This is a genomic window from Gemmatimonadaceae bacterium, from assembly GCA_035606695.1.
Classification (GTDB): Bacteria; Gemmatimonadota; Gemmatimonadetes; order Gemmatimonadales; family Gemmatimonadaceae; genus JAQBQB01.
This window is the reverse complement of record DATNEW010000031.1, coordinates 131,416-150,750: the sequence shown is the minus strand read 5'-3', so window position 1 is coordinate 150,750 and position 19,335 is coordinate 131,416. Positions and strand designations below refer to the sequence as shown.

The window sequence follows — 19,335 nt, the reverse complement described above, 5'->3', positions numbered from 1 at the left end:
TGGCGGTGGTGCGAACGAATCAGCGCCGTGGTCGCGCGGTTCCTCCGACGTCGGATGCCGCGCTCGCCGCGCTCGGCACACCCTGTCGTGCCGTTACGAACGCCGCGCCGAGTGCCAGCATGAGCAATGCCGCCACGAACGCGGCGACGCCGAGCCATTTCGCGTCGTCCCAGAACAATCCGCCGGCGGATCCAGCGACGCTCGAGCCGACGTAATAAAAGAATAGATATAGGGCCGCGGCCTGGGCCTTTGCGTGCTGCGCGCGCAAGCCGACCCAGCTGCTGGCGACCGAATGGCCGCCGAAGAATCCGAACGTCAGCGTCGCGATGCCAATCACGACGAGCGCCAGCGGCCGCGCGAGCGTGAGCGCGACGCCGGCCACCATGACGATCGTCATCAACACGAGCATGCGGCCGCGGCCGACACGATCGGCGCGCGCGCCAATCCATGCCGACGCGAAGATGCCGACGAGATAGACGGTGAAGATGAGACCGACCGCCGATTGGCTCAGCGCGTACGGCGCATCCATCAGGCGATAGCTGATGTAGTTGTAGCTCGTGACGAAGCTCCCCATCAACAAAAAGCCAATCGCGAACAGGGGTACGAGCCGACGGTCACGCAGCTGCTCGCCGAACGTTCGAAACAGGTCGCCGAAGTGCGTCGGACGCGGCTGAAAGTTTCGCGACGGCGGCAGCGTGCGCCAAAAGATGACTGTCGCAACGAGTCCGAGCAGTCCGATGACGCCGAGCGAGTAGCGCCACGACAGGAGGTCGGCGATGAGGCCCGTGAGCAATCGTCCACACATGCCACCCAGGCCGTTACCGCCGATCGAGAGGCCGACGCCGAGGCCGACGGATGTCGCGTCGAGCTCCTCGCTGAGATAGGCGAGCGAGATCGCGGGCAGGCCGGCGAATGTTATCCCGGCGAGCGCGCGCAGCGCGAGAAACGTTGGCCAGTGCGGAACCACGGCGCAGACGATCGTGAGCACCGACGAGGCGAACAGCGACGCGACCATCATCGGTTTGCGGCCGCGCGATTCGGAGATCGCGCCGGCGAGAATCATCGCCGGCGCGAGGAGGCCGGTGGTCAGGGAAAGAGAGAGGCTCGATTGTGCGGCGCTGACGTGAAAGTCGCGCGCGAACACAGGCATGAGTGGTTGCACGCAGTAGAGCAGCGCGAATGTCGCGAAGCCCGCCGCGAACAGCGCGAGCATCGCGCGGCGGAACTCGGGGGTTCCGTGGTGGATGCGAGTGGAATTGTCGGGCACGCGAATGAACCTAAAGGCGCGCGTTTGGTGGAGAGGGTACCGCGGCCGTGCGTTTCGTCGACAGGGTACCGCGGCCGCGCGGCGGCCGAGTGGGCGGCGCGGCGACGCGCGCCGTTCGTCATCCTGAGTCGCGCCGCGACGAACGGATCTCGTCCGCGTCCCGGCATCGGGATCACGTACGCGGATGAGATCCTTCGCTTCGCTCAGGATGACACCACGGCCTGCCCGACGAGCGACGGGCCGAGGATGTCTGGAGGCGAGGCGTGGCAATAGTGCCCGGCCGTATCGGCACTATTGCACTCGCTCGCCGGAAGACATCCCCGGCCCGGAGCGCCCACTGCGTCCACGCGCGCACACATCGCGCGAAACGCGAGACGCGCTAGTACATGCGCACACCCGCGCGGATCTGCTCGAGACGCGCCGCCGAGCCGCTGAACATCCCATCCGGATAGCGGCGGTACTGCACCATCTGACTGAAGATCCCGGCCTGATCGTAGTGATTGAGCCCGAGCCCCGCGAGGAACTGAAGACGCAAATTGCGATCGTGGTTGATCTGCGCATCGGCCAGCCACGGCCGCAGCATCTCTTCATTACCGGCGAACGTCGAGAACAACTCCGTTGCGTTCGAGAATCCGATCTCGCGCAAGGACGCCGACACCTGCGCGTACTCCGGACTCGCGAGCTTCGCTTCGATCGCGTCGACGTCGATTTTCATCGGGCCAGGCACGTTCTGGCCGACGAGCACGAGATCGTAGCCGCCGCCGTTGTTCGTGTTGCCGAAGACGACGGCATTCGGGAACGCCTTCATGAAGGTCGCGACTTCGCTCTTCACCGCCGGCGTGCCGCTCTCGTAGAGCTGCACGAACAGCGTGACGACGCCGCCCGGATTGAGATGCTCCTTTGCGACGTTGAAGAACTCTTCCGTGTACAATGTCGCCGCGCCCTTCACCCATGGATCGAGCGGATCCGACGTGATCGCGTCGAACTTCTGGTCGGTAGTGAGCACAAAGTGACGCGCGTCGTCGATCTGCACGTGCACCTTGGGATTCGTCACGACGTTGAAGTTGTGCGCGCCGAAATACTTCGACACCACCTTCGGCACCAGCGGCTCGATCTCGGCGATGGTCTCGCGCTTGAGCCGCGGCTCGATGCTCACCGCGCCCGCCGTGACACCGGCACCACAACCGATCACGAGCACGTTGTCCGCCTTCGGCGGCAAGAGCGTCGTGAGGTGGCCGAGCATGCGTTGGAGCCGCATGTCCTGCGGCTCGCTCGACGCCTGCACCTTGCCCGCATTGTGATAATTGAGCACGCCATTAGAGAGTTGTGATACCGCCACCGACGCCGTCATGCCTTCGCCGACATAGATGAAATCGCCGGCGTTGTCGAGCCGCGTCGCGAACCAGCGCCCATATCCGACGAGAAGCGGCGGCACGGGCGGAACGAGCTTGCTGCCATAGATCGCGAGGATCAGCGCGTACGCCGCCAAGAGGATCGCTCGGCGCCGGCCGCGCGCGCGCACCTGAGTGCCGCGCCGCAGGTCGAACACCAGGTCGGGCAGCAGGTCGGGCAGCAGCGCGATCATCGCGCTGACGGCCGCGACGCTGATGAGTACCTGCTGCGACTTCTGCGATCCGATCCACGCGATCAGCAGCAGGCTGCCCAGTAGCGCGCCGACGATGCCGCCGATGGTGTTCGCCGCGTATACGCCCCCGACGAGGCGACCCGGATCCCTTTCGTCGCGGCCGACGGCGGCAAGCGCCAGCGGGAAGCTCGCGCCCCACAAGATGGCAGCGGGCAGCACCGCCCACAGGCAGCGCACGAGATCGATCTGAAACGTGTTCGTCGGCGTGGATGCGAGACTCGGATTGATCGGCCAGTATGGAAGCTGCTCGAGCATCGCGTGCGCGGCCCAGGCGATCGCGACCGCGAGCATCGCCTGACAGAACGCGAGCGCGCGGCGCGGATTCGTCGACGCGCGACCGACCGACGCGCCGATCGCGCTGCCGATGCCCAGTCCGAAGAGAAACGCCGCGAGAATGATCGAGAAGGTGTACGTCGTGGCGCCAAGGAGGAGCGAGAGCAATCGCGTCCAGATCGCTTCGGCCGCGAGAGCCGTGGCGCCCGAGAGGCCGATGCTTACATAGACAGGCCACATGCCGCGCGGAATGAGACGCGGACGTTCGCGCGGCGCGTCATCATGCGCGTCATCATGCGCGTCATCATGCGCGTCGACCTCGCTCGTTGCCGGCGGCGAGTATCGCGTCACGCGTGAGAGCGCGAGCGCCGCACCGACGACGATCAGATCGATGAACGCCGCGACATAGGTCGCGATCGACATGTCGTAGATGCGCAGCAGATAGAAGCCGGCGAAAAGCGACCCGAACACCGCGCCGCCGATGTTGCCGCCGTAGAAGAAACCGAGCCACGCCACGCCGTCAGCGGTCGTCTCCACCCAACGCGCGATCGCGGGCAGCGTCGCGCCCATCAGGATCGTCGGCGGCAAGAGGCACAGCGCGCAGATGATACCGCGCACGAAGATGCCGTTCATCCCATGCACGGCGATCTTGAAGTACAGGCCGCCGACGTACGGCATACCCCACAACACGAGCAGTCCGAACAGCGCGATCGCGCCCTCGAGCATGGCGTACACGCGCAATGGATGTTGCGCGCGCGACACGTACTTCGACAGGAAGAGACTGCCGATGCACATGCCGCCCATGAACGTGCCGAGCAAGACGGCCATCGAGACGGCGCTGGAGCCGACGATGAGGCTGAGCAACTGCAGCCACACGATCTCATAGATGAGTGCCGCGGCGCCGCTGCCGACGAACAGCAGCACGAGGAGCGGGAGGAATCGGTTGGCCGCGATCGGGTCGGCCGGAATGATGGGAGCCGAACCGGTGTTGTAGGCTTGCGTACGGCGAGCGGATTTGGTCGACGACACGGCGTGTGAGGGCTTGAGGGACGTCGAAGGCGGCGGGAGGAACTGACAGACTACGGGTGTTAGTGGGCAGATGTTGGACGGTGGACCGGGTGTTGGCTAGGGAGAAAAAGCGCGCGCGTGTCATCCTGAGCGGAGGCGCGGAGCGCCCGCCGCTTGTGTCATCCTGAGCGGAGGCGCGGAGCGCCGGAGTCGAAGGACCCCCTTCACTACGGAGAGCTCCTCCGCCGGGACGGGGGTCCCTCGACTCGCTCGCTGCGCTCGCTCGGGATGACACGAGTTGCCGGCAATCAAGGCTTGACAGCACCGCAGGATGTAGACACTCTACATCAACCCTGTAGACACCCTACATCCATGTCCAGACACCCGCTCTCCCGCGTCGAGCTCCTCCAAGGCACGCTCGACTTCATCATCCTCCAGACCCTGCGCTGGGGACCGCGGCACGGGTACGGCATCGCGCAGATCATCCGCGCCAATTCGAACGACGCGCTCCAGGTGGAGACGGGGTCGCTCTACCCGGCCCTCCACCGCCTCGCGAAGAAGAAGTGGATCTCGGCCGACTGGGACGTCTCCGAGAACGGCCAGCGCGTCCGCGTCTACACGCTCACGCCCGCGGGGCGCAAACAGCTCGCCGTCGAGCGCGATAAATGGGAGCAACTCACGCACGCCATCGCCGGCGTCATGCGTCCACCCGTCACCGAGGGTGAATCATGAGCATTTTCTCACAGTTGCCATGGCAGCGTCGTCGCGATACCGACGACGCCGCGCTCGACGAGGAGTTGCGCGCGCATTTCGGCATGGCCGTCGCGGACCGTATCGCGCGCGGCGAATCCCCGGACGAAGCCCTCGCCGCCGCTCGCCGCGAATTCGGCAACGTCGGCCACGTCAAGGAAGTCACGCGCGAAACGTGGGGTGGCCTCTGGGTCGAGCGCCTCCTTCAGGATCTTCGCTACGCGCTGCGTTCGTTGCGGCGCACGCCGACGTTCGCCGTCGTCGCCGTACTCACGGTCGCGTTGGGCATCGGCGTCAACACGGCGATGTTCACCGTCGTCAACGGCGTGCTGCTTCGGCCGCTGCCGTTCGAGGATCCGTCGCATCTCTACATGATCGCGCACGCACCCGCGAACTCGCCGTTTCTCGCCTGGAACACCATGGCCGACCGCGAATACGCGGAATATCGCGGAGCAACCCGCGCGTTCGCGGCGACGACGGCGTACAACGCGTACGAGGCAACACTCGTCGGCGTGGGCGAGCCGGCGCACGTTCAAACCGTGCGCGTCACGCCGTCGTTCCTATCCGTGCTCCGCGTGCGGCCACAACTCGGCCGCGGGTTTCTGCCGAACGAGGATCGCCCGGGCGACGATGCAGTGGCCATGCTCAGCGCCACGCTCTGGCGCACACGATTCGGCGCCGACTCGAGCGCGATCGGCCGCAGCATCACCATCGAAGGCGAACGACACACGATTGTCGGCGTGCTGCCCGACGGCTTCGATTTTCCGGCGCGCGCGGAAATCTATCTGCCGATGTACATCGCCCTCGACCCGCATCGCATGGCGATGCGCCCGGTCATCGGCCGGCTCGCGCCGGGCGCGAGCGTCGCCGACGCGACCGCCGAGCTGGACGCGTTCATGAAACGCATCGAGCGCAACCTGCCGGACCAGCGCAACGAACACGCGGTCTCGCGCATCGTTCCGCTCCGCGATGCGGTCGTCGGCGAGACGCGGCACGCGTTGCTGCTCTTCAGCGCCGCGGTGGGATTCGTGCTGCTCATCGCGTGCGCGAACGTGTCGAATCTCCTGGCGATGCGGGCCGCCGCGCGCGGTCACGAGTTCGGCATTCGTGCCGCGCTCGGCGCGTCGCGCATGCGCATCATTCGGCAACTGTTGACGGAGAGTCTCGTGATCGCCGTGATCGGCGGCGCACTCGGTGTGGGCGTCGGCATGGTGTGTCTGCGCGTCGCGCTCGCGATGGCGCCTCCGGGCCTGCTGTCCCGCACGAGCGAGATTCACCTCGACTGGCACGTGCTCGCCGCGACGCTCGCCGCGTGCGTCGTCGCCGGCGTGGCGTTCGGCCTGCTGCCGGCGTTGCACACGGCGCGCCGCGATCTTCGCGGCACATTCGGCGCGCCGGGGCGCGTCACGACGCGCTCCGCGGCGCGCAGCATCATGGTGCTGATCGAAACGTCGCTCGCCCTCGTCCTGCTCGTCGGTGCGGGGTTGCTCGTGCGCAGCTACGTGCGGCTGGTGAACGTCGACCTCGGTTTCAAGCCGGACAACGTCGTCACCGTCACGCTGGACTTGCCGGAGAGCCGGTACCGCAGCGCCGAAGCGCTGCACGCAACGCAGCGAGAGTTGTCGGCGCGCATCGCGTCGATTCCCGGAGTCGCGGCGTCCGCCGCCGTGAACTGGATGCCGATCACGGCGGCACTGACGATGGGCGATTTCGAGCTCGCCGACGGGCGCGAACTGCCGCCGGACTACATGGTCGCGAAACCGTGCATCACGCCCGGGTACTTCGCGATGATGCGCATGCCCATTCGCCACGGACGCGCGTTCACGAACGCGGACGACGCGCGCGCGCCGCTGGTCGCGGTCATCAGCCGCTCGGTGGCGAGCTACTTCTGGCCGAAGGGGAACGCGGTCGGACAACGTATCGCGATGGAGGATCATCCAACCGCCGCCGACTGGATGACGATCGTCGGCGTCGTCGACGACGTGCACCAACACAGCGCTCGTGACGGGACCATGCCGGCGATCTATCTGCCGCTTGCGCAGACGAAGCGCACGGGCTGGCTCGAGCACCTGACATTCGGTGCGCGCACGACGGGCGACGTCGCTCGAGTGGCGTCGGCGATGCGCGCCGCCGTCCACGCGGTCGATGCCGATCAACCGACCGAGTCGATCGAGACGATGAGCAGTATCGTCGCGTCGTCGGTCGCCGAGCCGCGGTTTCAGACGGCCGTGCTGACCTTGTTCTCGGTGCTCGCGTTGGTGCTCGCCGCCGTCGGCATCTACGGTGTGCTGGCGTATTCTGTCGGTGAGCGCACGCGCGAGTTCGGCGTTCGGCTCGCGCTCGGGGCAACGTCGCGCGGCGTCGTGCGCATGGTACTCATGCGCACCCTGGTGCTCATCGTGCCGGGGCTGGCGATCGGACTCGCGGCAGCGTTCGCGCTGATGCGATTGCTCTCGAAGTTCCTGTTCGAGATCACGCCGACGGATCCCGCGACCCTCGTCGGTGTCTCGGTCCTGCTCGCGACTGTCGCGCTGGTGGCGGCGTGGGCGCCCGCGCGCCGAGCGGGGAAGGTGGATCCGATGACGGCGTTGCGCGCAGAGTAGCTTCCGTCCCGGACTATCTCTTGCACTTTCGGTGGTCTCGCCATGACCACCGTCGATACCACGGTCGCCGAGCCCGACGCACTCGACTCATACGAATTCCGCGTCACCCGCATCCGCGCGTTGCGCGGCCCGAACTATTGGCGCCTGGCGCCGGTCATCGCCTGCGACGTCCGACTCGGCAAGCTCGAGGACGTCGCATCGAATGAGATCCCAGGCTTCTGCGAGCGACTGCTCGCGAATCTTCCATCACTGCGTGAGCATCCGTGCTCGCGCGGTGATAGCGGAGGCTTCGCCGAGCGGCTCAATGAAGGCACGCATTTGCCGCACGTGCTCGAGCATGTTTCGCTCGAGTTGCAGTCGCTCGCGGGCAGTGACGTCGGCTTCGGCCGCGTCGTTCAGTCCGGCGACGCCGGCGTATGGTGGGTGATCGTCGAGTACGAGGAAGAGGAGGTCGGGCTCGAGGCGATGCACCAAGCCGTCCGATTGATTCGCGCGTGCATCGATGGCGCGCAGGTCGGCATGGATGATTTGATCGACGACTTGCAGGATCTCTACGAAACCGTCCAGCTCGGTCCGTCGACGGCGGCGGTGGTCGAAGAAGCACGACGCCGCAACATCCCGGTGCGCCGCCTCAACTCCCGCTCGCTGATTCAGCTCGGGCTCGGCAAGAATCTGCGGCGCATTCAGGCGACGGTAACCGAGTTCACGAGCTCGATTGCCGTCGAGATCGCGCAGGACAAGGAAGACACGAAGCGCGTCTTGAGCAACATCGGTTTGCCGGTACCGCGCGGCGGCACGGTGAGAACGCTCGATGGCGCGATCGAGCTGGCCGAAGACATCGGCTATCCGGTGATCCTCAAACCGATCGATGCGAGCCACGGCCGCGGCATCTCGGGCAAGCTCGACTCGCCGGATTCCATCGGCGAAGCGTGGGAGATGGCGCGCTCCGTGTCGCGGCGCGTGCTGGTCGAGCACTATCACGAAGGGAACGATCACCGCGTGCTGGTGGTGAACGGCAAAGTGGTCGCCTGCGCGGAGCGGGTGCCGGCGCACGTGGTCGGCGATGGCGTGCACACGATCATCGAGTTGATCGAGATCGCGAATCGCGATCCGCGCCGCGGCGTCGGCCATCGAAAAATTCTCACCCGGCTGCCGAGCGACGATCGCACGGTGGCGTATCTCGCGAAACGAGGGCTGACGCTCGACACCGTCCCGCCGAAAGACGAGAGAGTTTTTCTGCGCGGGACGGCGAATCTCTCGACGGGCGGGACGTCGATCGATCGCACGGAGGAGATGCATCCCGACAACGTCACCGCGTGCGAGATGGCGGCGGGCATCGTCGGTCTCGACATCGCCGGCATCGATGTGCTGACGAGAGACATCGGCGTGCCGTTCCGCGAGAACGACGCGGTGATTCTCGAGGTCAATGCGGCGCCCGGCATTCGGATGCACACGCATCCGACCGAGGGCACGGCGCGCAACGTCGGCACGCCCATTCTCGACATGCTGTACCCGCCGGGCTCGGACGCCACGATTCCGATTCTCGCGGTCACGGGCACGAACGGAAAGACGACGACGGTGCGGTTGCTCGCGCATCTGTTCCGCAACACCGGACATCGCGTTGGGTTCACGACGACGGACGGGGTCTACATTCAGAATCGCCTGGTGATGGAAGGCGACATGACGGGCCCGTTCGCCGCGAACATCATCCTCTCGAACCCGACGATCGACGTCGCGGTGCTGGAGACCGCGCGCGGAGGCATTCTGCGCTCGGGACTCGGGTTCGAGGAATGCGACGTCGGCGTCGTGCTCAACGTCAGCGCCGATCATCTCGGCCTGCGCGGCATCAACACGATCGAGCAGTTGGCCGATGTGAAATCTGTAATACCAGCGGTAGTAAAACGCGAGGGTCACGCGGTGCTCAACGCCGACGACCCGCTGGTCTTCGCCATGCGCGACAAGACGGGCGCCGACATCGTCCTGTTCAGCACTACGGCGCCGGGCGAGAACCAGCTGGTCGAGGACCATATCGCGCGGAACGGCATCGCCGCGAACATCGAGGACGGTCAGTTCATCATTCGCCGGGGGCGGCTGCGCATTCCGATCGCGAGCGAGCGCGAAGTGCCGCTCATGCTTGGCGGCGCGGCGCGATTCCAGCGGCAGAACATTCTCGCCGCGATCGGCAGCGCCTACGTGCAGGGTATGCGCTACGATGACATTCGCGCCGGCCTTCTGTCCTTCTTCCCGTCGGCGTCGCTCACGCCCGGGCGGTTGAATCTCATTCGCCTCCACGGCGGCGCCCGCGCAATGGTGGACTACGCGCACAATGCCGCCGCGCTCGAGGGACTCATGGACTTCGTGCATCGGCTGCCGGCGCGGCGGCGGATTGGTATCGTCACCGTACCGGGCGACCGCCGCAACGAAGACATCATCCGCGCCGGCGAGCTCGTCGCGAGCTTCGATCACGTCATCATCAAGGAAGACGAAGATCTGCGCGGCCGCGTTCCCGGCGAGATCGCCGAGCTGCTCGAGGAAGGTTTGGTGAAGGGCGGGCTCGAACACGAGGAGATCGAGATCATTCGCAACGGGCGCGAGGCGATCGATGCCGGCATCGTGCAAGTCACCGAGGATGATCTGCTGGTCGTGATCGCCGAGAAAGTGCCGCAGACGCTCGCGGCGATTCGCGCCCACGCGGTGACCGCCACGTGACGTCCGGCGAGGTCACCGAGACCGTTCGGGATCCAACCGCCGAGATCAAGATCACGACGCTGCACTCGACGCGCGGCATCAACTTCTGGTCGAAACGGCCGGTCATTCGCATGGACCTGGCCGTCGGCGCGTACGATGAGATCCATTCCGCGGCCGTCGACGGGTTCACCGACCGCTTGCTCGCCGCGCTGCCGGGTTTACAGGATCATCATTGCAGCATCGGCTCGCGAGGAGGGTTCGTCATTCGCCTCAAGCGCGGCACCTATGCGCCGCATATCATCGAGCACGTCGCGCTGGAGTTGCAGGCGCTCGTCGGCCACGAGGTTGGCTACGGCCGCACGCGCGGCGGCGACGTGCGCGGCGAGTACACCGTCGTCTTCGAGCATCGGCACGAGCAAGTCGGGATGCGCGCTGCCGCTGCCGCGCTCGACATCGTACAGCGCGCCTTCGCCGGTTCGCTGGAGACAGTTCATCCGATCATCGAAGAGCTCGAGTCACTCGCCGGCACCACGAACACACCGGAGCTGCGGCAGCGGGTGACATGCGGCATCACTGGCGGCGGTCCGCGCGCCGAAACGCAGGCGGAGTTGGTGCGCCTGCTCGAGGCGCGCGGTGTTCAGGATCCGCTCGTCATCGACGCGGCGCCGTCGTACCTGCTGCAAGCCGGACTCCCCTACTCGCGCTCCGAGATCGCGATCATTCTCGATGCCCGCCCCGGGAACGCCGTGCCCGAGCGTTACCAGGAACCGGAGAATGCGCGGCGCCTCGTGGGCATCGTCGCCGACGCGGTGCCGCGGAACGGCACGGTCATCTGCCCGGCGAAGGAGTGGGAGCTGCAGGATTACGCGCGCGATCTCGATTGCCGAGTGGCGATCTTCGCGGTGGACGACGACGTGACGTGGCGCGATCAGCGCGTCGCATCGGCGGTCGGTCTCGTGCGCAACGGAGAGATCTGGGTCGAGCGATGCGGTGATCCCGTGTCCGCGGGAATGCTGCGCGATGACGTGTCCGCCGAAGCGCAGGTGGCCGCCGCCCTCGGCGAATACGTAACGAGAGTCGACTGTGCGTGAGCGGCATGAGAAACGTGAGAACGGCGTTCCCCGCGTCGACGAACCGGTCGACGTTCCGGCCGCATCCGAGCAAGGGAGCGACGGCACGCTGATTCTGATCGGCGGCGCCGCGACACCGCACGGCCACGCGATGCGATCCTTCATCGACGCGACCGGCGCGGCCAATGGGGCGCGCATCGTCGGATTGACGACGGCGAGCGGCGAAGCGGTCGACGCCGCGGCGTATTGGAAGGGCGCGTTCAATCACATCGGCGTGCGGAACGTGGACATTCCGATTTTCGAGGCACGTGAAGACGTCGACGCGCGCATCGCGCGCATGATCGACGAGGCGCAAGGCGTATTTCTCGGCGGCGGCGACCAGGTGAAGCTGGTCACGTCATTGAGCGGAACGAAGACGTGCGCGGCGATGCGCGAGCTGTTCATGCGCGGCGGCACGATCTGCGGGACGAGCGCGGGCGCCGCGGCGTTGAGCCAGCTCACGATGGCCGGCGGCGAGATGGACGAAGAAGGCAACCTCGTCGAGCAGTACATCGGACCGGGCTTCGGATTGCTCGGCCACGATGCGATCATCGACACGCACTTCTCGCAACGACGCCGTCTACAGCGTCTGTTTCTCGTCGTCGCGTCGAACACGCAGTTGTTTGGACTCGGCATCGATGAAGACACGGCGCTCGTCGTGCACGACGGCGTCGGCGAAGTCGTGGGGGCGGGCGGCGTGACGTTCGTGGACGGGCGAGATACCGTGCGCTTCGACAATGCGGGGGATCTCGAGAAGGGGCGCCAGCTCACGCTGTCGCATCTGCGCGTCGGCATCGTGGGGACGCACTATCATCTCGATCTGCGCCGGCGCGAGTTGCATGAATTGGTGAGCGGCGAACCGAGTCCGCATCGGCGCGGGATGAGCAATAGCGCGGTGGTGGTGGCGGACCTCTAAGGACCGCGGCACGGTGCTAGCGGAGCCGCGCGCGCGGCGGTACCCTATAGAAGTCCCCGCCACTTTCATCGTACCCCAGGTACTCCCCGTGAAACCGCATCAGGCTCGCGATATCACTGTCGCGCTCCTTCTCGTCCCGGCGGCGTTTGGTTGTCGCTCGCCACAGCCGGCAGTCGCGACACCCGCCCCCGCACCCCTCGCCTCCACTGCGCCCGCCCCGGCGCCCACTGCGACCCAAGCCGCTCGACCCGCGCCCGAAAAGCCCGCCGAGCAACCGCACCCGATGGCTGGCATGCCCGACATGACGGACATGTCGATGTCGGCGACGATGCCTCGGATCACGATTCCCAAGGGCGCGCTCTACACCGAAGCCGACGTGCGCTTCATGCAAGGCATGATCGCGCACCACGCACAGGCGATCTACATGTCACGCATGGCGGCGGCGCACGGCGCCGATGCGCGCGTGCTGAAGCTCGCGAACAAGATCGACCAGTCGCAGGTCGCCGAAATCAAGCTGATGCAGCAGTGGTTGCGCTCGAACGGCCAATTCGCGCCGGATACTTCGTCGTGGCACAGGATGTCGATGGCCGGCATGCTCACGAGCGCACAGCTCGCGCAGCTCGACTCGGCGAAGGGGCCGGAGTTCGACCGGCTCTTTCTGACCGGCATGATTCACCACCATAAAGGCGCGCTTCAGATGGTGAGCGATTTGTTCGCGAGTCCGCTCGCCGCGCAGGATGTGGACGTCTCTGTTTTCGCCAACGATGTAGTTGTCGTGCAGACGGCGGAGATCGGCGTCATGCAACAGATGTTGAACGGACTGTGAACCCCCCACGGAGCTTCATTAGATGAGTATTCGTCACACGTACGCATTCGCGTTCGCCGCCCTGCTCGCCGCGGCACCGGCGCTCCTCTCGCAGACGTATCCCAAGGGCAACGACCCGCGGAACGGCCTCAAGGCCGGCTTCCTCGACGCCGGCACCGCCGCCAAGAACATGCGGCTCGTCTCATTCACGAAGAAACCCGCCGAGTTCGATACGGCGAGCGGCCTCACCTTCATCAACTCGGATCTCGCGTTCAAGGGCAACACGATCGTGCAGGGCAACTTCGCGGGATTCACGGTGTGGAACGTGAAGAATCCGGCGAAGCCCGAGATGCTCGCCGTCGTGCCGTGCATCACGTCGCAGGGCGACCCGTCGATCGTCGGCAATCTGCTCTTCGTGTCCGCGGAAGGCAACGGCAATCGCAACGACTGCGCGAAGGGCGGCGTCAAGGATCCGAAGGATCACATGGCCGGCGTGCGCATTTATAACATCTCTAATCCGCGCATGCCGAAGCTCGTCAAGAACGTGCAGACGTGCAAAGGCTCGCACACGCACACGGTCATCCCCGACCCCAAGGACAAGAACATCGTCTACCTCTATGTCTCGGGCAGTCAGGCGGCGCGTCCGGACAGCGAGCTCGCCGGCTGCAACAACGGCACCGATCCCGCGGACGAGAACAATTCGATGTACCGCCTGGACGTCATTCGCGTGCCGCTCAACCATCCCGAGCAGGCCGCGGTGGTGACGGGCGCGCGCATCTTCACGGGACTCGATGCCGCGCCGACGAGCGCGATCCGTCGCGAAGCGTTGCAGTCGCGTGGCAGCCGTGGTGGTCGCGGCAATCGTGGCGCGGCGGGCGCACAAGGAGCGCAGGGCGCCCAGCAGGCGGGCGATCCGATCGTGCCCACGGGCCCGAAGAACTGTCACGACGTGACGGCGTATCCCGCCATGCACCTGCTCGCCGGCGCGTGCGCCAGCTATGGCCTGCTCGTCGACATCTCCGATCCGATGCACCCGGTGCGCCTCGACGCGCGCGCCGATACGAACTTCTCACTCTGGCACACCGCGGTGTTCAGCAATGACGCATCGAAGGTCGTGTTCACCGACGAGTGGGGCGGCGGCACGCAGCCGATGTGCCAGGCCACGAGCATGATGGAGATGGGCGGCAACACGACGCTCACCATCAGCGGCGGCAAGATGACGCAGCGCGCGTACTTCAAGATTCCGTCGGCGCAGTCGGCGCAGGAGAACTGCGTGTCGCACAACGGCGGACTCGTGCCGGTGCCGGGCCGCGACATCATGGTGCAGGGCTGGTATCAGGGCGGCGTCGACGCCATCGACTTCAGCGATCCCGATCATCCGTTCGAGATCGGCTTCTTCGATCGCGGTCCGGCCGACCTGCCGCCGGCGCCGGGCGACACCGCGAACAAGTCGATCAGCCGCCAGCGCGGCACGATCGGCGGCTCGTGGGGCGCGTACTACTACAACGGCTACGTGTATTCCTCCGAGCTCGCGCGCGGCTTCGACGTGCTCGAGCTGCTGCCGAGCGATGAGTTGTCGAAGAACGAGCTCGAGGCGGCGAAGCTGGCGCGCATCGACGGGTTCGACCCGAAGACGCACGAATACAATCCGCAGAGCCAGCCGCACGTCACATGGCCGGCGGCGTTCCCAGTCGTTCGCTCGTATCTCGATCAGCTCGTGCGCAATAACGGCTTGTCGAGCGACCGCACGTCGGCGATCGATCAGGCGCTCACGGCGGCCGAAAAGCAGAGCGGCGCCGCACGTGCCAAGTCGCTTCAGGCACTCGGCGCCAAGGTTGACGGATATGTCGACGCCGCGCGCGATCCGGAGCGGGTGAAGACGCTGGCGAACGAGATCCATCGGCTGGCTTCGGCGACGAAGTAGCATCGTCATTCCGAGCCGCAGGCGAGGAATCTTGCAGGTTGGTAGAGAGAATAGTGACTCTACCAGGACGTCAGATTCCTCGCTTCGCTCGGAATGACAGCCATTCGCCGCACCACGTCAAACACGAGCCGCGTGCCGAACTCCAACGAGTTCAACGGCACGCGCTCGTCGTTTCCATGCATGCGTGATTCATCATCCGCATCGAGGGGAAACGGCAGCAGGCCGAACGTCTGCACGCCCCAGGCGCGCAGCTGCGCGCTCTCCGTTGCTCCCGTGCTCATGTACGGCACCGTCACGATCGACGGGTCGAGCGACGTAACGGCGTCCCGAATCGCGGCGAACATCGGCGATTGATGATCGGACGCCGGCGCATCGGTTCCACGCGACGTCACCGCGATCGTCACGGCATCGTCGGCAACCATAGCCTGCAGCCTATGGACCACGTCGTCGATCGAATCGCGCGGCAACGTCCGCACGCTGAGCGTCGCTGTGGCCTCGGCCGGAATCACATTGTGGCGCATGCCCGCCGACATCACCGTCGCCGAGATTCCCGTGCGCAGCACCGCGTTGTACATCGGCAACCGACAGAGCTCGGCGTATCCGCGCTCGGCGACACTCTTGTCGTCCGCGCCGACGTCGCGCATCGCCGCCGCGACATTCGCCTCTGGCCAGATGGCGCTCAGCCGCGCGAAGAATTCGCGCACGGTGGGAATGAGTCGCACCGGCTCTTGATGCGCCGTAACGATGGCAACGGCCCTCGCCAGCCGCGCGACAGCGTTCCCCGCGAGCGGCACAGACGCGTGCCCGCTCGGCCCATGCGCCGTGATCGTCACGACGTGCGCCGCCTTCTCGGTCGTCTGCACCGCGGCGTACAGCGGCTTCCCATCGACGATGCGAATTCGCCCGCCCTCGTTCAACGCATACTCGGCGCGGATGGCGTCGGGATGATTCGCGATCATCCATCCCAACCCATACGCGCCGCCGGTTTCCTCGTCGGACGTCGCCGCGAAGATGACGTCGCGGCGAAGCCTGAGCCGCCCGGCGTCGACGTCGCGCTTGGCGGCAAGCATCGCCGCGAGATTCGCCGCCAGCATGCCCTTGTCGTCGATCGCGCCGCGGCCATAGAGCGCGCCATGACGAATCTCACCGCCGAACGGATCGACGCTCCACGACTCGCGCTCGACACCCACCACGTCCATGTGCGCGGTGATGAGAATCGGCGGCGCGCTTCCATCGCCGCGCAGGCGGCCGATGAGGTGCGCGCGCCCCGTCACGGGCTCGAACAGCTGCGTCTCGACTCCCGCCGCCGAGAGCGTCCGTTCGATGTACTTCGCCAGCGGCAGCTCGTTGCCTGGCGGATTGGTGGTGTCGATCTGGATCATGCGGCGCAGGTGCGCCACGGCGTCGTCGATCATCGGGATTAGAAACTCACTATTCGGGATTCGCAGATAAACTATCGCGACCGAATCCACGATCATGAATCGACCACCCACGCGGGATCGCTGCCGCAGCCGGACTCAGCCACGAGCTTGCCCCCGCATAACCCGCCCGTGTAACGTCCGGGGTTTACGAACGGAGCCCTCGCCGCATGGATGACGGGCCGGCAGCCAGCGAATCGTCGGGAACAACAAATGTCGGGGCGCTCGCGCCAGCATCCACTCCCGCGTGGGCGCAGTTCGCGCTGCTCGTCGAGAATCTTCGCGACGGCATTACGGTGCAGGACATGCGCGGGCGGCTCGTCTACGCGAACGAGCGTGGCGCGCGAATGAGCGGCTACGACTCCGCCGCCGCCCTGCTCGCCGCCCCGGTCGGCGACTACCTCCGCCGGTTCGAGGTGTGCGACGCCAGCGGCGTTCCGCTTCCGATCGAGGGACTGCCCGGACGTGTCGCCATTCAGCGCGGCCACGCCGACGCCGTACTTCGCGTGCGCGAACGCGCCACCGGCCGCGAACGGTGGTCCGAAGTGCGCGCGTACGCCGTGCGCAACGACGGCAAGCTTGGCGAGACGCAGTTCATCGTGAACGTCATTCGCGACGTCACCGAAATGATTCAGCAGCAGCTGCTGCTCGAGGAGCAGGCGAACGAGCTCGAGAAACACAGCGCGCAAGCCCACGCGCTTGCCCATGAGCTCGAGCGCACGAATGCGGAGCTGGCGGCGTCGCTGGTTCTCGCCGAAGAGTCGCGCTCGCTGGCGGAGCAGCGCGCCGAGCTGCTGGCGCATCTGCATGCGCTCACGCTCTCGCTCTCGCACGCGCCGGCGCCGCGGGATGTGGCGGAGATCGCGGTCGAGGAAGGCCGCGTCGCGGTTGGCGCCGACCACGCGTCGCTGTGGCTGCTGAGCGACGACGAATCGTTGATTCGTCTCGAGCGCTATCACGCGATGCCCGACGGCCTGGCGACGCAGTACCAGGAGTTGCCGGCCGACGCGCCGTTCCCGCCGGCCGACGCGATTCGCTCGGGCGAGACCGTGGTGTTCGAGGATCAAGCGTCGCTCATCGCGCGATATCCGAATCTCATCGAGCTGGTCGAGCGCAGCGGGGTCGCGTCGGGCATCTCGATGCCGGTGCGCGTCGGTGGCCGAATGATCGGCGCGCTCACCTACACGTACGCCGCCGAGCGTAGTTTCTCGGCCGACTTTGTGGCGAGTCTGCGGACATTCGGGAAGGGAGTCGGGCTGGCGCTCGACAGCACGCGAACGCGTGAAGCGCTCGAGACGGCGCGCGCCGATGCCGAAGCGGCGAGCGAAGCAAAATCGTCGTTCCTGGCGACGATGAGCCACGAGCTTCGCACGCCGCTCAACGCGATCGTCGGCTTCACGGATCTCTTACAGATGGGCATTGTCGGGGCGCCGACCCCGTTGCAGGCCGGCTATCTCGAGCGCATCCGCAAGAGTACGGAGCATCTGCGACAATTGATCGACGACGTGCTCGACCTCTCGCGCATCGAGGCGGGAGGGCTGGCGGTCACCGTGCAGATCGCGTCCGCGCAGGAAGTGATGAACGAAGCAGTATCGCTCGTGCGCCAGGACGCGCTCGATCGCGGCCTCACGCTCGACCACACGTGCCGGAACGCGATCAACTACCTGGGCGATCCGCTGCGCGTGCGTCAGATCCTCGTGAACCTGCTCTCGAACGCCATCAAGTTCACGCCAAGCGGCGGCTCGGTGCACTTGATGTGCTCCCCGGCGAACGACATTCCGGGGACGGTGGTGTTCGTCTGCGAGGACACCGGCGTCGGAATTCCGCGCGAAGAGCTCGATCGAATCTTCGAGCCGTTTACGCAGACGGGACATGTCTACACGCGCACGCACGGCGGAACGGGACTGGGGCTGGCGATCAGCCGCCGGCTGGCGCGCATGATGGGCGGCGACGTGGCGGTGTTGAGCGCGGTCGGCAAGGGATCGCGCTTCGCGCTGACGTTGCCGAGCCGGCAGCTCGGCACCTGAGGGTCGAGGCGCGCCGGCGCGATCAGACGTTACAGATCTCGAACGCCTGCTTCATGCCGGCGACCGGGTCGCCTTTGGGCACGAACTCCTGGCCGACGTAGCCGGTGTATCCCAGGTCGGCGATTGCCTGCATGACGCGATGGTAATTGAGCTCCTGCGTGTCGTCGATCTCGTTCCGGCCCGGCACGCCGCCGGTATGGAAGTGGCCGATGAACGGGTAATAGGTCCGGATGGTCCGGATGATGTCGCCTTCCATGATCTGCATATGATAAATATCATATAAGATCTTTAATCGCGGCGAATCGACGCCCTTCACCACCTCGGCGGCCCAGGCCGTGTGATCGGCCTGGTAGTCCTTGTGATCGACCTTGCTGTTCAGCACCTCGAGGCAGAGCGTCACGCCGTGCTGCTCGGCCGCCGGCGTCACCCGCTTGAGGCCCGCGACGCAATTCGCGATGCCTTCGCCGTCGGACAAACCCGCGCGATTGCCACTGAAGCAGACGATGTTCGGCACCCCCGCCGCCGCCGCTTTGGGAAGCAGCGCCTCGGCATCGGCGACGAGCTTGTCGTGATGATCCGGCCGATTGAAGCCGACGGGAATCGAGCCGAAACCGTTGGCCATGGCGCACGCCAGGCCGTGACTCTTCACCACGCTCCAATCCTTTTCGTCGAGCAGCTCGACCGAGGCGTAGCCGATGCTCTTCGCGGTCTCGCAGAGGTCGTCGAGGGGGATCCGGGCGTAGCACCAGCGCGACAACGACTGCCGTACGCGATGGGCGATGGGCGATGGGCGCTGGGCGACCGATTTCGTCGTGCCGAGCGCGGTCGCCGCCACCGCGGAAGCCATCGCACGCAGAACGCTCCGCCGGTCAGACATCGACCCGCCCAGCGCCCATCGCCCA

At 66.2% G+C, this 19,335-nt stretch carries 12 protein-coding genes; 8 read left to right on the top strand and 4 right to left on the bottom strand.

Annotation, left to right across the window (positions count from 1 at the left end; all coding sequences use genetic code 11):
- Window positions 1-19: 19 nt before the first annotated feature.
- Window positions 20-1,267, bottom strand: coding sequence for an MFS transporter (locus tag VN706_16780; protein HXT17296.1), 1,248 nt, complete (start codon window positions 1,265-1,267; stop codon window positions 20-22).
- A 379-nt stretch (window positions 1,268-1,646) separates the two neighbouring features.
- On the bottom strand, window positions 1,647-4,214 hold the full coding sequence (locus VN706_16775) for a fused MFS/spermidine synthase (GenBank protein HXT17295.1): 2,568 nt from the start codon (window positions 4,212-4,214) through the stop codon (window positions 1,647-1,649).
- 351 nt (window positions 4,215-4,565) lie between these two features.
- Here VN706_16775 and VN706_16770 point away from each other — a divergent pair, with 351 nt between their 5' ends.
- From VN706_16770 to VN706_16740, 7 genes are read left to right on the top strand one after another with little or no spacing between them, the layout of a single operon-like run.
- Window positions 4,566-4,925 (top strand): PadR family transcriptional regulator, encoded by a 360-nt coding sequence (locus VN706_16770; protein ID HXT17294.1) that lies wholly within the window; start codon window positions 4,566-4,568, stop codon window positions 4,923-4,925.
- Window positions 4,922-7,546, top strand: coding sequence for an ABC transporter permease (locus tag VN706_16765; GenBank protein HXT17293.1), 2,625 nt, complete (start codon window positions 4,922-4,924; stop codon window positions 7,544-7,546). The genes VN706_16770 and VN706_16765 overlap by 4 nt, the downstream gene beginning before the upstream one ends.
- A 42-nt stretch (window positions 7,547-7,588) precedes the next feature.
- Window positions 7,589-10,255, top strand: a complete 2,667-nt coding sequence (cphA, locus tag VN706_16760; GenBank protein HXT17292.1) for a cyanophycin synthetase — start codon at window positions 7,589-7,591, stop codon at window positions 10,253-10,255.
- Window positions 10,252-11,325 (top strand): hypothetical protein, encoded by a 1,074-nt coding sequence (locus tag VN706_16755; protein ID HXT17291.1) that lies wholly within the window; start codon window positions 10,252-10,254, stop codon window positions 11,323-11,325. Before cphA ends, VN706_16755 begins: the two co-directional genes overlap by 4 nt.
- Window positions 11,318-12,259, top strand: coding sequence for a cyanophycinase (locus VN706_16750; GenBank protein ID HXT17290.1), 942 nt, complete (start codon window positions 11,318-11,320; stop codon window positions 12,257-12,259). The genes VN706_16755 and VN706_16750 overlap by 8 nt, the downstream gene beginning before the upstream one ends.
- A 13-nt stretch (window positions 12,260-12,272) precedes the next feature.
- Window positions 12,273-13,085: a DUF305 domain-containing protein gene (locus VN706_16745; GenBank protein ID HXT17289.1), complete on the top strand. Its 813-nt coding sequence runs from the start codon at window positions 12,273-12,275 to the stop codon at window positions 13,083-13,085.
- Window positions 13,086-13,107: 22 nt separating this feature from the next.
- A complete protein-coding gene (locus VN706_16740; protein ID HXT17288.1) occupies window positions 13,108-14,988 on the top strand; it encodes a hypothetical protein in 1,881 nt (626 codons plus the stop codon).
- A 59-nt stretch (window positions 14,989-15,047) separates the two neighbouring features.
- On the opposite strand, the gene VN706_16735 is transcribed toward VN706_16740, so the two are convergent.
- Window positions 15,048-16,403 (bottom strand): M20/M25/M40 family metallo-hydrolase, encoded by a 1,356-nt coding sequence (locus VN706_16735; GenBank protein ID HXT17287.1) that lies wholly within the window; start codon window positions 16,401-16,403, stop codon window positions 15,048-15,050.
- A gap of 173 nt (window positions 16,404-16,576) precedes the next feature.
- On the opposite strand from VN706_16735, the gene VN706_16730 reads away from it, so the two are divergent.
- Window positions 16,577-18,433, top strand: coding sequence for an ATP-binding protein (locus VN706_16730; protein ID HXT17286.1), 1,857 nt, complete (start codon window positions 16,577-16,579; stop codon window positions 18,431-18,433).
- Window positions 18,434-18,455: 22 nt separating this feature from the next.
- Here VN706_16730 and VN706_16725 read toward each other — a convergent pair whose 3' ends face one another.
- A complete protein-coding gene (locus VN706_16725) occupies window positions 18,456-19,310 on the bottom strand; it encodes a TIM barrel protein (protein HXT17285.1) in 855 nt (284 codons plus the stop codon).
- Between the last annotated feature and the right edge of the window lie 25 nt (window positions 19,311-19,335).

Coding starts and splice junctions, on each gene's coding strand:
- VN706_16770 (HXT17294.1), top strand. CDS start 4,566: ATGTCCAGACACCCGCTCTCCCGCGTCGAGCTCCTCCAAGGCACGCTC.
- VN706_16725 (HXT17285.1), bottom strand. CDS start 19,310: ATGTCTGACCGGCGGAGCGTTCTGCGTGCGATGGCTTCCGCGGTGGCG.
- cphA (HXT17292.1), top strand. CDS start 7,589: ATGACCACCGTCGATACCACGGTCGCCGAGCCCGACGCACTCGACTCA.
- VN706_16730 (HXT17286.1), top strand. CDS start 16,577: ATGGATGACGGGCCGGCAGCCAGCGAATCGTCGGGAACAACAAATGTC.
- VN706_16740 (HXT17288.1), top strand. CDS start 13,108: ATGAGTATTCGTCACACGTACGCATTCGCGTTCGCCGCCCTGCTCGCC.
- VN706_16765 (HXT17293.1), top strand. CDS start 4,922: ATGAGCATTTTCTCACAGTTGCCATGGCAGCGTCGTCGCGATACCGAC.
- VN706_16735 (HXT17287.1), bottom strand. CDS start 16,403: ATGATCGACGACGCCGTGGCGCACCTGCGCCGCATGATCCAGATCGAC.